Raw genomic sequence first — 13,846 nt, 5'->3', positions numbered from 1 at the left:
TGCCTGCCGTCCTGGGGAGAAGCACCATGACCGCTACGACGGAGGCGGCCCCGCGGCTGCCGTTCGCCCGGCCCAACATTCTCGAGATCGCCCCGCTCTACGACGTCCTGCGCCGCGAGGCGCCGATCACCCGCGTGACCACGCCCGCGGGCGACCCCGCCTGGCTCGTGACCGCGTACGCGGAGGCCCGCCAGGTCTTCGGCGACAAGCGCTTCGGCCGCTCCCACCCGCAGCCCGAGCGCGCGTCGCGGATCACCCACGCCGCGCTGCAGGACGGCCCGACGGGTGACTTCGAGACCGAGGAGCGCGAGCACACCCGGATGCGCCGCCTGCTCGCGCCGGCGTTCTCCGCGGCCCGCATGCGCCGTCTGGGCGCCCGCATCGAGGAGCTGACCGCGCGCTGCCTCGACGACATGCAGGCGGCCCGGGACGCGCGCCCGGACGAGCCGGTGAACCTGCACGAGGTGCTGTCGTTCCCGCTGCCGGTGCTCGTCATCTGCGAGCTGCTCGGCGTGCCCTACGAGGACCGGCAGCGCTTCCGCGGGCTGTCCGAGCGCGTCGGGCGCATCGACGGCGGCGCCGACGCGCAGCTGGCGATGGCGGAGTTCCGGGAGTACACCTCCGGGCTCGCCGAACAGAAGCGCCGGGACCCCACGCCGGACGTCATCTCCGACCTCGTCACCGCGCAGACGACGGACCCCACGCTGACCGACGACGAGGTGGCGCGGCTGGCCGCGGGGCTCATCTTCGCCGGCCACGAGACCACCTCCACCCGCATCGACCTGGGCACCCTGCTGCTGCTCGCGGACCTGGACCGGCGCGACCGGTTCCGGGCCGACCCCGACGGCGAGGTCGCCGCGACGGTCGAGGAGATCCTGCGCATCACCGCCCCCGGCGGCCTCGGCCTGCTGCGGTACGCCCACGACGACGTCGAGGTCGGCGGCGTCACGATCGCCCGCGGCGACGCGGTCATCATCTCCAGCAACTCGGCCAACCGCGACGCGACGGTGTTCGCCGACCCGGCCGGGTTCGACGTCGACCGCTCGCCGAACGTGCACCTCGCCTTCGGTCACGGCGTGCACGTCTGCATCGGCGCGAACCTCGCCCGCACCGAGCTGCGCACCGTGTTCCCGGCGCTGCTGCGCCGCTTCCCGGACCTGCGCCTCGCGGTGCCCGTGGACGACATCGTGGTCCACGAGAACCGGCTCACCGGCGCCGTCGACGAGGTCCCGGTGGTCTGGTGAAGGTCCGGGCCGACACCATGGTGTGCGTGGCCTCGGGCATGTGCGTGCTCAGCGTGCCCGAGGTCTTCGACCAGCGCGAGGACGACGGGGTGGTGGAGGTGCTGGCGTCGCAGCCACCGGCCGGGCTGGAGGATGCGGTCCGTGAGGCCGTGCTGCGCTGCCCATCGGGAGCATTGACGCTCGACTAGTGCCGGACGTGCTTGCCGCGGGACGCCGAGGCGGCCGCGGCCAGCAGCGTCATCAGCGTCGCCGCGCCGAACACGACCACCAGGCCGTCGTGGAACGGCTGGGCGATCAGCGTCGGGAAGAACTCGTGCCCGGTCAGCGTCGTCGCGTTCGCCGGCGGCAGGCTCGCCAGCACCCCGTACGGCTCCAGCAGGTGCGCGACCGGGTTGCTGCCCAGGAACGCGGCGAACAGGGTGCTCACCGGCGGCAGCGCGGCGACGGAGGCGGCCACGTCGTGCGGTACCCCCTGGGCGGTGAGGCCGCTCGTGAGCGTCTGCGGCAGCGCGCGGGCCAGGCCCACCACCATGAGCGAGAAGAACACCCCGATCGACAGCGACGTGCCCGCGTTCTGGAACGTGGCGCGCATCCCCGAGGCCACGCCCCGCTGGTCGGCCGGCACGCTGCTCATGATCGCCGAGGTGTTCGGCGCGGAGAACATGCCCTGGCCGAGGCCGCTGAGCACGAGGAGTGCGGCGAAGAGCGGGTACGGGAAGTCGATCGGGATCAGCAGCAGCCCCAGGAACCCGGCCGCGACGAGCAGCAGGCCCGTGGTCGAGAACAGCCGGGCGCCGAAGCGGTCGGAGAGGTACCCGGAGATCGGCCCGGCGATGAGGAACCCGGCGGTCAGCGGCAGCATGAAGATGCCGGCCCACAGCGGCGTGTCCTCGAACTTGTACCCGTGCAGCGGCAGCCAGATGCCCTGCAGCCAGATGATGAGCATGAACTGCATGCCGCCGCGGGCGATCGCCACCAGCAGCGCGGCCAGGTTGCCGGCCGCGAACGCCCGGATCTTGAACAGCCCCAGCCGGAACATCGGGTGCGCGATGCGCGACTCGACGACCACGAACGCGACGAGCAGCAGCACGCCGAGCCCGATCCCGCCGAGCACGCGCGGGCTGGTCCAGCCGGTCGGGTGGCCGCCGTAGGGCTGGATGCCGTACGTCATCGACGCCAGGATGAGCAGCGTCCCGGCCGCGAACGTCACGTTGCCGAGCCAGTCGACGGACGCGCGCTGCCGCTCGCCGGTCTCGCGCAGGCTGCGGTACGACCAGATGGTGCCCACCACCCCGACCGGCACGCTGACCCAGAACACCGCCCGCCAGTCGATCGTGGCGAGCACCCCGCCCAGCAGCAGCCCGAGGAACTGCCCGGCGAGCGCGGTGATCTGGTTGATGCCCAGCGCCATGCCGCGCTGGCGGGCCGGGAACGCGTCGGTGAGGATGGCCGCCGAGTTGGCCGTGAGCATCGCGCCGCCGAAGGCCTGCACGATGCGCCAGCCGATGAGCCACATCGCCCCGGCCCCGGCGCGGAAGGGGTCGAAGGAGAGCGCGACGGAGGCGATGGCGAAGATCAGGAAGCCGAGGTTGTACATCCGGACGCGGCCGAACATGTCCCCGAGGCGCCCGAGCGCGACCACCAGGACGGCTGATACGAGCAGGTAGCCCATGATCATCCACAGCAGGTAGCCGATGTTGCCCGGCGCCAGGGGGTCCAGACCGATGCCCCGGAAGATCGCCGGCAGCGAGATGATGACGATCGACCCGTCGATTGTCGCCATGAGCATGCCGAGCGTGGTGTTGGACAGCGCGATCCACTTGTACCGGTCGGTCTTCGTGTCCGGCAGCGTGGCGGTCACAGCTCCTCCGCCAGCTTGTCCAGCAGCCGGGCCGCCTCCGCCAGCGAGCGCCGCTCGCCGGCGCTGAGGTGGGCGATCGCCTCGGCCAGCGCCTGCGTCTTGAGCGTGCGGCGGTCGGTGAGCAGCCGGCGCCCGTCGTCGGTGACCGTGATGAGCACGCGGCGGCCGTCGCCGGGGTCGGGGGAGCGGCGCACCAGCCCGCGCTGCTCCATGGCCTGCAGCGTGGTGCCCATCGCCTGCGGCTTGACCCGCTCGTCGCCGGCCAGCTCCCCGGGCGTCGCGGGCCCGCCGCGGTCCAGCCGCGACAGGACCGAGGCCTCCGACAGCGTCATCTCGCCGGGCACGTGCGTCTGCCGGAGCCGCCGGACCAGCCGGCCGACCGCGATCTGCAGCGCGGCGGCGGTGCTCTCGTTCTCCATTTAGTAAATGTAGACTGATAAACCTGGGTTGAAGAAAGGGGGCGGCGCGGTGATCCGCACCACCCCCGGGTTCCTTCTAGAAGCCGACGGCGACCAGCAGGTACTGCGGGCTGCCGTGCGACACGAACGACGACTGGCCGGCGTAGTCGTCGTACGGGAATCCGTACGCGAGCCGGTTGATGGCGTGGTCGTGCCAGAACTTCGCGTAGTAGTTCGCCGGCGCGGCCAGGTAGTACAGGCTCGGCGTCGACCAGTCCGACTGCGGCCGCTCGCGCACGTGCCGGTTGAGCGCGGCGCAGTTGCCCGGGTCGTTGGCGAGCACCCCGGCGCAGCCGAAGATGTCCGAGGTCGGGGCGTTGATGCCGAACTGCTGGGCGTAGGCGGTGAAGTAGTTCTGGTTCACCCCGCCGGAGCGGAAGGTCGGGTCGCTGCCCGGCGCGATGATCCGGTACGGCGCCTGCGACTGGGCGAGCACCTTGAACTGCTGCGGCACCTCGGCGATGAACTTCGCGAACGTGGCCTCCCGCGTCTCGGTGAAGGTCTGGTAGTCCTCGCCGACCTGCACGTCGTAGCCGTCCTTGGCGTGCAGGCGCATCGCGAGCTTCAGCCCGAACGCGTCGACGCGCGTGGTGTTGCCGTTGAACACGTTGGCGCCGACGGTGAACTCGATGAAGTCGTAGTACTGCCCGTTGGGCTGGCCCACGTAGAAGTACATCCGGCCCGCGCTGTTGGCCGGCATGTCGAGGTACTGCTGCTCGGCGATCGAGTGCGTCTGCCCGTTGAAGCTCCAGTAGACCTGGCTGTCCGGGTAGCGCCCGTTGGTGCGGTTGAGCACCTTCACCTCGACCACGTTCTGCGCGGCCGGGATGGTGCTGGTGTCGCCCCAGAACTGGTCCGGCGGCGGCGGGCTGCTCGGCGGGTTGCTGATCGGCGTGGTCGGCACGGTGCCGGTGACGCGGACGCCGAACTCGAACAGCGAGTACCCGTAGGCGGTGCCGCGGGCCGTGCCGTACATACGCACGTACCGCCCGGAGCCGGTGACGGTGAGGTTCTGCACCCCGCCGGCGCCGGTCGTGGTGCTGTAGATGCTCGTCCAGGTCGTGCCGTTGGCCGAGGTCTGGATCTGGAAGGACTTGCCGTAGGCGGCCTCCCAGTTGAGGTCGACGCCGCAGATGTTCGCGGTGCCGCCGAGGTCGACCTGGATCCACTGCGGGTCGCTGAACGCGCTCGACCAGCGGGTGCCGGTGTTGCCGTCGAACGCGGCCGAGGCCGGGCTCGCGGCGTTCTCCGTCGACGACGCGGTCGCGGGCTTGCCCTGGGCGGCGTTGGCCGAGCCGCAGGTTCCGCCGCCGCCGATCGTGCCGAAGACCTGGAACTCCCACAGCGAGTACCCGTAGGCGGTGCCGCGGGCCGTGCCGTTCATCCGGACGTACCGCCCGGAGCCGGACACGCTCAGCGTCTGCACGCCGCCCGTGCCGGTCGTGGTGCTGTAGACATTCGTCCAGGTCGTGCCGTTGGCCGAGGTCTGGATCTGGAAGGACTTGCCGTAGGCGGCCTCCCAGTTGAGCACCACCTGGTCGATCGTGGCGGTCTGGCCCAGGTCGACCTGGATCCACTGCGGGTCGCTGAACGCGCTCGACCAGCGGGTGCCGGTGTTGCCGTCGGTGGCGGCCGAGGCCGGGCTGGCGGCGTTCTCCGTCGACGACGCGGTGGTCGGCTTGCCCTGGGACAGCAGCGTGCTCGCGGCGCTCGCGCTGCCGATCGAGAAGGCCGCGTAGCCGACCAGGACGACCGCGACAGAGAGCGCGCTCACGAGGAGCCCGCGCCGTCGGTTCCGTGCGCGCCGTTCGATGGGTTCGGGGGTGGCGGGTCTGGTTGTTTCGGACATCAAGGCTGCTCCCTGACGTGGTTGGGGCGTCCTCGACCGCCGCCGCACCTCATCTGGTGCGCCGGTTCAGGCGGTGGACCGGCGCGGGCGGGCGGTGGTCGCTGGCGGGTGATGAGAGAGCGCTCTCTCCGTAACAGAGCCTCATCCAATCGACCCGTTCCGTCAAGTGGCGGGTTTTGATGTCTCACGCGGCGGGCACGTGCTGTCACAGAAGGGCACGTCGTCGTGCTCGCAGGCGCCTGGGAGGTGCACGTTGGCTGACACGCAATCCGCATCCGCCCCGACCGGTGGTGTCATCCGAAGTCTGATCCCCGCCCGGATCGACCGCCTGACGTGGGCGCCGTTCCATACCCGCATGGTGATCGCGCTCGGTACCGCCTGGGTGCTGGACGGTCTCGAGATCACCATCGCCAGCGCCGTCGGGGCCGTGCTGAACAAGCAGGAGACCCTCGGGCTCTCCAGCACGCAGGTCGGCGCGATCGCCACCGTGTACCTGCTCGGCGAGGTCTTCGGCGCACTGTTCTTCGGCCGCCTCTCCGACGCCCTCGGGCGCAAGAACCTCTTCATCGTCACGCTGGGCGTCTACCTGGCCGGTAACGCGCTCACCGCGCTGACGTGGGGCAACGGCCTCGGCGGCCTCATCTTCCTGTACCTGACGAGGTTCATCGCCGGCGCCGGCATCGGCGGCGAGTACGCCGCGATCAACTCCGCCATCGACGAGATGATGCCGGCCAGGTACCGCGGCCGCGTCGACATCGGCGTGAACGGCACCTACTGGGGCGGCGCCATCATCGGCACGCTCGGCACGTACGTGCTGCTCAACCACATCTCGCTCAACATCGCGTGGCGGCTGGGCTTCCTCATCGGCCCGATCATCGGCCTGGCGATCTGGAACCTGCGGCGGCATCTGCCGGAGAGCCCGCGCTGGCTCGTCATGCACGGCCGCGAGCGGGAGGCCGAGGAGGCCATCGCCCAGATCGAGGGCGACGTCGAGCGCTCCGGCCAGACCCTGGCCCCGGTCGACGAGAACCACGCCCTCGAGGTCAAGCCGGCCCCCGGCCACGGCTATCTCGCGCTGGTCAAGGTGCTCTTCACCAAGCTGCCGGCCCGCTCGACGCTGTCGGCCACGCTCATGATCACGCAGTCGTTCCTGTACAACGCGATCTTCTTCACCTACACCCTGGTGCTGTCGAAGTTCTACCACGTCGACGCCGAGAAGACGCCGATCTATCTCATTGCCTTCGCGATCGGCAACCTGGCCGGCCCGCTGCTGCTCGGGCACCTCTTCGACACCGTCGGCCGGCGCAAGATGATCTCCGGTACCTACATCCTCTCCGGCGTCCTGCTGGCCATCTCGGCCTGGATGTTCAACGCCGGCATCCTCAACGCCTTCACGCAGACCATCGCCTGGTGCATCATCTTCTTCTTCGCCTCGGCGGGGGCGAGCTCGGCGTACCTCACCGTCTCCGAGATCTTCCCGCTGGAGATCCGGGCCCAGGCCATCGCCGTGTTCTTCGCCATCGCCCAGTGCTTCGGCGCCATCGGCCCGATCTTCTACGGCTGGCTGATCGGCGAGGGTACCGACCCGGGCAAGCTGTTCATCGGGTACCTCATCGGCGCCGCCGTCATGATCATCGGCGGCGTGGTCGAAGTGGTCCTGGGCGTGGACGCGGAGGGCAAGTCCCTCGAGCACGTGGCCACGCCACTGACCGCCGTCTCGGTCGGGGGCACCCGCATCGAGGAGTGACGGTTCGCCTTCACGGGCGGCGCCCGGTCCTGACCGGGCGCCGCCTCACCGTGTGAAGGCCACGTCGAGCACGGAGGCGAGCGTCAGGTACCCCACGACCCCGAGCGCCGTGGCCGGCACGAGCGCCACCATCGCCATGAGCCGCTCCCGCCCGCCCCGGCTGAGCACCAGCGGCACCGCGAGCCCGATCGCCGCCACGATCCAGGCCTCGCCGGCCGGACGTCCCTTCACCGCCAGGTACGCCGCCTCGGCCAGGAACACCGCGCCCAGCGTGCACACCCCGACGACCCGGTGCCCCCGCCGCTCGTCGCGCCACCAGGCCCCGGCGGTCGCGAACACGGGCCCGGCCGCGAGCCCCACCACCGACCAGCCGACCGGCCCGGCGAGCACATCGGCGCCGACGTGCCGGTGCTCGAACACCACCAGCCCGCCGTAGTACCCGGCCACGGCCCCCACCAGCACGACGACGCCCGCGAGCGCGACCCGCCCCGGGCCCCGGCGGACCACGGCCCCGGCCGCGAACGCCCCGACGGCCCACACCGCCCCGGAGTTCACCAGCCGCCCGGAGTCGCCGCTCAGAACGCCGCCGAGCAGCAGCGACACCACGCCGAGCACAATCCCGCCGATCATGCACGCGAGCATCGTCCTCATGGCGACATCGTCCCAAGAAGCTGCAACCGCCGTCACAGCCCGCTCTCAGGATCTGGATGGCACTGCGTGTCATGATGGTCCGATGGCGACTACTGAGGCGGTTCCCGGCCCCGCGGCCGTGCGGCGGCGTTCGCTCCTGCGGCCCCTGGCGTTCACGGCGACGCTCGCCGTCGTGCTCGGGCTGCTCTTCGGGGTGCCGTGGTGGTCGCTCGTCATGGCCGGCAACGACTGGCCGGTCGGGGTGCGGGTGGCCGGGACCGTCGTGTTCGCCGTCGCGCTCGTCGTGTTCCCCGTCTCGATGTTCCTCGGGCACGGGCGCCGGGTCGACTGGGCGGCGCGCACTGGCGACACGATCCTCGGGGCCGTGTGGATCCTGTTCGTCTGGGCGATCGCCGGGGACCTGCTGCGGCTCGCGCTGCTGGCCGGGGGCGTCGACGACCCCGTGCGCTCGCGGGTGGCGGCCGGGTTCACCGCGGTCGTCGCGCTGGGGCTCGGCCTGTGGGGGTACCGCGAGGCCATGCGTGTGCCGCGCGTCCGGCGCGTCGAGGTGCGCATCCCGCGGCTCGGGGCCGGCCTCGACGGGCTGAAGATCGTGCAGCTCACCGACACCCACTACGGGCCGATCGACCGCGTCGCCTGGTCGAAGGGCGTCACCGAGGTGGTCAACTCGCTCGGGGCCGACATCGTGGCGCACACCGGCGACATCGCCGACGGCACCGTCGGGCAGCGCACCGAGCAGGCGGCCCCGCTGGGCGACGTCCGGGCCGGGCTGGCGCGGGTGTACGTGACCGGCAACCATGAGTACTTCGGCGAGGCCCAGGGCTGGCTCGACCACATGCAGCAGCTCGGGTGGGAGCCCCTGCACAACCGGCACATCGTCGTGGAGCGGGGCGGCGATCGGCTCGTGGTGGCCGGCGTCGACGACCGCACCGCGGCCGGCACCGGGCTGGAGGGGCACAAGGCCGACCACGCGCTGGCGCTGGAGGGGGCCGACCGCGAGCTGCCGGTGCTGCTGCTCGCCCACCAGCCGAAGCAGATCGACGCGGCGGTGGAGTACGACATCGACCTGCAGATCTCCGGGCACACCCACGGCGGGCAGATCTGGCCGTTCCACTACCTGGTACGCATCGACCAGCCGGTGGTGCAGGGCCTGACCCGGCACGGCGCGCGGACGCAGTTGTACACGAGCCGCGGCACCGGCTTCTGGGGCCCGCCGTTCCGGGTGTTCGCGCCGAGCGAGATCACCGAGATCACCCTGCGCGCCGACGAGCGCTAGTGGAACGGATCATTCCGGTCTGCTAAGCTGTGACGGAACGAAGCATTCCGTTCCGTCGCCGCCCGGGAGTTGTCATGAGCGAGATCCGTCCGTTCCGCATCGAGATCGCCCAGGCCGACGTCGAGGACCTGCGGGAGCGCCTGGCCCGGACCCGCTGGGGCAGCGAGATCCCGGGGCAGGGCTGGAGCCGCGGCGTTCCGGTCGACTACCTGCAGGGCCTGGCGCGGTACTGGGAGCGCGACTTCGACTGGCGGGCCGCCGAGGCCCGGCTCAACGCGCTGCCGCAGTTCCTCACCACCGTCGACGGGCAGGACCTGCACTTCGCCCACGTCCGCTCGGACGACCCCGCGGCCACGCCGCTGCTGATCAGCCACGACTGGCCGGGGTCGTTCGCCCTGTACCTCCCGGTGGTCGAGGCCCTGCGCGAGCACTTCCACCTCGTCATCGTCAGCAACCCCGGGATGGTCTTCTCGGGGCCGCTGACGTCCGCCGGCTGGAACACCGCCCGCAGCGCCGCCGCGCTCAACGAGGTCATGCGCCGGCTGGGCTACGAGCGCTACGGCGTGCAGGGCACCGGGGGCGGCGCCTGGATCGCCGTGGAGATGGGGCGCCAGGAGCCGGCGCGCGTCATCGGGGTACACGTGAACGGGCACGTCACCTTCCCGACCGGCGACCCGGCCGACTTCGACGGGCTCACCGCGGCCGAGCAGGACCGCCTGCGGCGGCTGCAGGAGTTCCGCGACGACAGGATGGGGTTCAACGCCATCCAGTCCACCCGGCCGCAGACGCTCGCGTTCGGGCTGCACGACTCGCCGGTCGGGCAGCTCGCCTGGATCGTCGAGAAGTTCCAGGAGTGGACGGACCCGTCCGCGGCGCGGCCGGAGGACGCGGTCGACCGGGACCTGCTGCTGACCAACGTGAGCCTGTACTGGTTCACCGGCACCGCCGGCTCGTCCGCCAACATCTACTGGGAGTCGGCGCACGACCCGTCGGCCTGGGCGCCGAAGGAGAAGTCCGCGGTACCGCTGGGCGTCGCCCTCGGGGTCACCGACATCACGGTCCGCCGCTTCGCCGAGCGGGACACGCCGGTGACCCACTGGACCGAGCTCCCGGCGGGCGGCAACTTCCTGCCGGCCGAGCAGCCGGAGCTGTACGCCGAGGACGTGCGGGCCTTCTTCACGAAAACGCCGGCCTGACGCTGAGTGATCGCCGTCACTACATTCGTCGACGACGGTGTTGCGCGGCAGGCGTATGTTCGGCGTTGCGGGTCCCGGCGCCCTGACACCGGGACCAACGGGGATGGCACATGAGCGCCGTGTCGCTCGCCTTTCTGGGCCTGGGTGGCCTGAGCCTGCTGCTGTTGCTCGCCTCGTTCCGTTTCCGTCATCTCGGTCGTCTCGGTCGTCTCGGCCACCTCGGTCACCTCGGCCGCTTCTCGCACCGGCTGCGCCTGCCCGGGCGGCGGTCGCAGGGGTTCTCGCTGCCCGTGACGAGCGGCTTCCTGGGCGGGTTCGGGTTCGGCGGGGCGATCGCGATCGAGGCCACCCATCGCAGCGGGCCCGCCGCCCTCCTCGTCGGCGCCGTGGCCGGAGTCGTGGTCGGCGTGCCGCTGGCGTGGGCGGCGGGGCGGTTCGTGGCCGCCGTCGCCGGGATGCACACCGACGCCACGCCCGAGAGCGCCGGGGTCGTCGGGGCCATCGGGGTCGTCATCAGCGAGATCCCCGTCGGCGGGCTCGGTCAGGTGCGGCTGTCCTACGCGGGGCAGCCGATGAAGTTCAACGCGCGGGCGGACGGCCCGCTCGCGCTCGGCGTCCGGGTCCTGGTGATCGGGGTACCGACCCCGACCAGCGTGCTCGTGACGCCGTTGCAGGCCGTTCTCAACCTTGAGGAAGGGTCATGACACCCCTGCTAGTCGCCGTCGGCGGCCTCGCCGTCCTCGTCGTGCTCATCGTCGTCTCCGTCCTGTCGCGGGTCCGCGTCGCCGGGCCCAACGAGGCGTTCATCGTCACCGGCCGCAAGGGCCGCGCCGTCACGGGCAACGACGGCACCGTCACCACGGACCTGTCGGGCCAGAAGGTGGTGATGGGCGCGTCGGTGTTCGTGCTGCCGGTCGTCCAGCGCCTGTACCGCCTGGACCTGTCCAGCCGCGAGATCCCCGTCGAGGTGAACGCGGCGGTGAGCAAGCAGGGCATCCGCTGCGACGCCGACGCGGTGGCGATCGTCAAGGTCGGCGGTACCGCCGAGATGATCCGCCCGGCCGCGCAGCGCTTCCTGCACCAGCAGGACCGCATCGAGACCTTCACCGCGCAGGTGCTCGCCGGCGCCCTGCGCAGCGTCATCGGCCGGCTCACCATCGAGGAGATCATCCGGGACCGGGCCGGGTTCGCCGCGCACGTGGCCGAGGAGGCGGAGCTGACGCTCACGCACCAGGGCCTGGTGCTCGACGTGTTCCAGCTCGAGGACATCCGCACCGCGGGCACCTACCTGCAGGACCTCGGGCGGCCGGAGGCGGCGCGGGTGTTCCGGCTGGCCGCGATCGCCGAGGCGCAGGCCCGGCAGGGGGCCGAGCAGGAGCGGATGCGGGCCGAGGAGGCGATCGCCGAGGCCGAGCGGAACCTGGCGGTCAAGAAGGCCACCGTGCAGGCCGAGATCGACGCGGCCAACGCCCGCTCGGCGAGCGCCGGGCCGATCGCGCAGGCCGAGATGCAGCAGGCGGTCCTCGCCGAGCAGCAGAAGGTGGCCGAGCGCAACGCCGAGCTCAAGCAGCGCCAGCTCGACACCGAGGTGCGCAAGCCGGCGGACGCGGAGCGGTACAAGGTCGAGCAGGAGGCCGAGGCGGCCAAGAACGCGGCGATCGCCCGGGCCGAGGCGGCCCGGCAGTCCACCATCGCCGCGGCCCAGGGCCAGGCGGAGCAGGCCCGGCTGGTCGGCGAGGGCGAGCGGTCCCGGCGCTCGGCGGCCGCGGAGGCGGTCCGGCTGGAGGGCGTGGCCGAGGCCGACGCGGTGCTGGCCCGCGGGCAGGCCGAGGCGGCGGCGATGCGGGCCAAGGCCGAGGCGTTCGAGGAGTACGGCCAGGCCGCGATCCTCGACCTGCTGGTGCGGGTGCTGCCGGAGGTCGTCGGCGCGGCGAGCGCGCCGATCGGGGAGATCGACCAGCTCACGGTCATCTCGACCGAGGGCGCCACCTCGCTGACGAAGACCGTGGCGAGCAACGTGGCCCAGGGGCTGCAGCTCGGCACCGACCTCACCGGGATCGACCTCAAGGCGCTCCTCTCCGGCCTCGCGACCGGCGGCGCGCCCAGTTCCAACGGCAAGCCCGAGGCGATCGAGGCGAAGTAGACCGGAGGCGCACCCCTTGGTACCGTCAAGTACCAGGGGGTGCGCCATGGTGATGGGGACCGCGGTCCGATGGGCCACCAAGCACGGCTTCATGCGGGCCGGCATCAACGCCGCCGCGCGCAAGGGCGACGAGCAGGCCCGGTTCTTCATCGATCCTGCCGTCCGGGCCGATCCGTACCCCTTCTACAGGGGCATCCGCGAGACCGCGCCACTCGTGCGCAGCCGGCTGATGTGGGCCACCGCGCGGCACGACCTCGCCGGGGCGGTGCTGCGCCACGACGCGTTCGGGGTCGGGTTCACGGACCGGCCGCTGCCGGCGCCGATCGGGCTGATGTTCCGGTTCAGCCGGCGCAGCTCGCCGATCGGGCCGGTCGACCCGCCGTCGATGCTCGTCACGGACCCGCCGGACCACACGCGGTACCGCCGGCTCGTCTCGAAGGTGTTCACCGCCCGCGCCATCGAGGGGCTGCGGCCGCGCATCGAGCAGACGTGCGCCGAGCTGCTGCGGGACAAGCCGGCCGACCTCGTCGCCGACTACGCCTCGCTGCTGCCGGTCACCGTGATCGCGGAGATCCTCGGCGTCCCGCTGGACATGCGGCGGCAGTTCCTCGCGTGGGGCAACGCGGCCGCGCCGACGCTCGACCTCGGGCTGTCCTTCCCGCTGTACCGCCAGACCGAAATCAACATCCGGCGCGTCAACGACTGGATGCGCGGGCATTTCGCGCGCCTGCGCCGGGAGCCGGGCGACGACCTGCTGAGCCAGCTGGTCCAGCTGGACGACCTGAGCGAGGACGAGCTGCTGGCGACCGCGGGGCTGCTGCTCGCGGCCGGGTTCGAGACCACCGTGAACCTGCTCGGCACCGGGGCGTGGTTGCTCATGCGGCACCCGGAGCAGCTGGCGATCCTGCGCGAGGAGCCGGGGCGGTGGGGCAACGCGGTCGAGGAGACGCTGCGTTTCGACTCGCCGGTGCAGGTGACGGCGCGGGTGTGCCGGCGGGCGACCGAGTTCGGCGGCGAGCGCATCGAGCCCGGGCACGTGGTAATGGCGATGCTCGGCGGCGCGAACCGCGACCCGGCGGTATTCACGGAGCCGGACACATTCGACGTGACCCGGACGAATGCCCGCGAGCACCTGTCGTTCTCCGGCGGCGTGCATTACTGCCTCGGCGCGGCCCTGGCCCGGCTCGAGGGCGAGATCGGCCTGCGAATGTTGTTCGAGCGCTATCCCGACCTGCGCATCGACGGCGAACCGCATCGAAGGACCACCCGGGTACTGCGCGGACTCGAGTCGCTGCCGGTGACGATCTGAGCAAGCGTGTGTTTCCGGATGCCTCATCCGGATGCGCGCATGCGCATGCTCGAATCGCGCGAAACGGCGCCGAATCAGTGCTGTGACCGCGTATTCGTAGAACCGCCACGGG

The 13,846-nt window shown here is 71.7% G+C and carries 12 protein-coding genes; 8 read left to right on the top strand and 4 right to left on the bottom strand.

Going from position 1 to position 13,846, the window contains the following annotated elements:
* Positions 1-26 precede the first annotated feature (26 nt).
* Positions 27-1,244, top strand: coding sequence for a cytochrome P450 (locus tag ACPPVO_RS39690; RefSeq protein ID WP_426503719.1), 1,218 nt, complete (start codon positions 27-29; stop codon positions 1,242-1,244).
* On the top strand, positions 1,241-1,432 hold the full coding sequence (locus ACPPVO_RS39685; protein WP_426503718.1) for a ferredoxin: 192 nt from the start codon (positions 1,241-1,243) through the stop codon (positions 1,430-1,432). The genes ACPPVO_RS39690 and ACPPVO_RS39685 overlap by 4 nt, the downstream gene beginning before the upstream one ends.
* On the opposite strand, the gene ACPPVO_RS39680 is transcribed toward ACPPVO_RS39685, so the two are convergent.
* The 3 genes from ACPPVO_RS39680 to ACPPVO_RS39670 all read right to left on the bottom strand — a co-directional run bounded on the left by ACPPVO_RS39680 (position 1,429) and on the right by ACPPVO_RS39670 (position 5,412).
* The gene (locus ACPPVO_RS39680) at positions 1,429-3,105 is read right to left on the bottom strand and encodes an MFS transporter (RefSeq protein ID WP_426503717.1); all 1,677 of its coding nucleotides are present in this window, start codon (positions 3,103-3,105) and stop codon (positions 1,429-1,431) included. The genes ACPPVO_RS39685 and ACPPVO_RS39680 overlap by 4 nt on opposite strands.
* Positions 3,102-3,524, bottom strand: a complete 423-nt coding sequence (locus ACPPVO_RS39675; protein ID WP_426503716.1) for a MarR family winged helix-turn-helix transcriptional regulator — start codon at positions 3,522-3,524, stop codon at positions 3,102-3,104. Before ACPPVO_RS39675 ends, ACPPVO_RS39680 begins: the two co-directional genes overlap by 4 nt.
* A 76-nt stretch (positions 3,525-3,600) precedes the next feature.
* Positions 3,601-5,412, bottom strand: coding sequence for a discoidin domain-containing protein (locus ACPPVO_RS39670; protein ID WP_426503714.1), 1,812 nt, complete (start codon positions 5,410-5,412; stop codon positions 3,601-3,603).
* A 355-nt stretch (positions 5,413-5,767) separates the two neighbouring features.
* Here ACPPVO_RS39670 and ACPPVO_RS39665 point away from each other — a divergent pair, with 355 nt between their 5' ends.
* On the top strand, positions 5,768-7,159 hold the full coding sequence (locus ACPPVO_RS39665) for an MFS transporter (protein ID WP_426503713.1): 1,392 nt from the start codon (positions 5,768-5,770) through the stop codon (positions 7,157-7,159).
* Positions 7,160-7,204: 45 nt separating this feature from the next.
* Here ACPPVO_RS39665 and ACPPVO_RS39660 read toward each other — a convergent pair whose 3' ends face one another.
* The gene (locus ACPPVO_RS39660; RefSeq protein ID WP_426503712.1) at positions 7,205-7,810 is read right to left on the bottom strand and encodes a DUF6518 family protein; all 606 of its coding nucleotides are present in this window, start codon (positions 7,808-7,810) and stop codon (positions 7,205-7,207) included.
* 82 nt (positions 7,811-7,892) lie between these two features.
* Here ACPPVO_RS39660 and ACPPVO_RS39655 point away from each other — a divergent pair, with 82 nt between their 5' ends.
* The 5 genes from ACPPVO_RS39655 (at position 7,893) to ACPPVO_RS39635 (ending at position 13,734) form a co-directional block, all read left to right on the top strand.
* Positions 7,893-9,086 (top strand): metallophosphoesterase, encoded by a 1,194-nt coding sequence (locus tag ACPPVO_RS39655; RefSeq protein ID WP_426503710.1) that lies wholly within the window; start codon positions 7,893-7,895, stop codon positions 9,084-9,086.
* A gap of 74 nt (positions 9,087-9,160) precedes the next feature.
* Positions 9,161-10,282: an epoxide hydrolase family protein gene (locus ACPPVO_RS39650; protein WP_426503709.1), complete on the top strand. Its 1,122-nt coding sequence runs from the start codon at positions 9,161-9,163 to the stop codon at positions 10,280-10,282.
* A gap of 110 nt (positions 10,283-10,392) precedes the next feature.
* Positions 10,393-10,986 carry a hypothetical protein gene (locus tag ACPPVO_RS39645; protein ID WP_426503708.1) on the top strand — a complete coding sequence of 198 codons (594 nt, stop codon included), beginning with the start codon at positions 10,393-10,395 and terminating at the stop codon, positions 10,984-10,986.
* The gene (locus ACPPVO_RS39640; RefSeq protein WP_426503707.1) at positions 10,983-12,425 is read left to right on the top strand and encodes a flotillin family protein; all 1,443 of its coding nucleotides are present in this window, start codon (positions 10,983-10,985) and stop codon (positions 12,423-12,425) included. The genes ACPPVO_RS39645 and ACPPVO_RS39640 overlap by 4 nt, the downstream gene beginning before the upstream one ends.
* Positions 12,426-12,471: 46 nt before the next feature.
* Positions 12,472-13,734 carry a cytochrome P450 gene (locus ACPPVO_RS39635; RefSeq protein WP_426503706.1) on the top strand — a complete coding sequence of 421 codons (1,263 nt, stop codon included), beginning with the start codon at positions 12,472-12,474 and terminating at the stop codon, positions 13,732-13,734.
* Positions 13,735-13,846: the final 112 nt, after the last annotated feature.

Origin of the sequence: Dactylosporangium sp. McL0621 (assembly GCF_049995355.1) — a bacterium.
GTDB lineage: Bacteria > Actinomycetota > Actinomycetes > Mycobacteriales > Micromonosporaceae > Dactylosporangium.
This window is presented reverse-complemented; position numbering and strand designations above follow the sequence as displayed.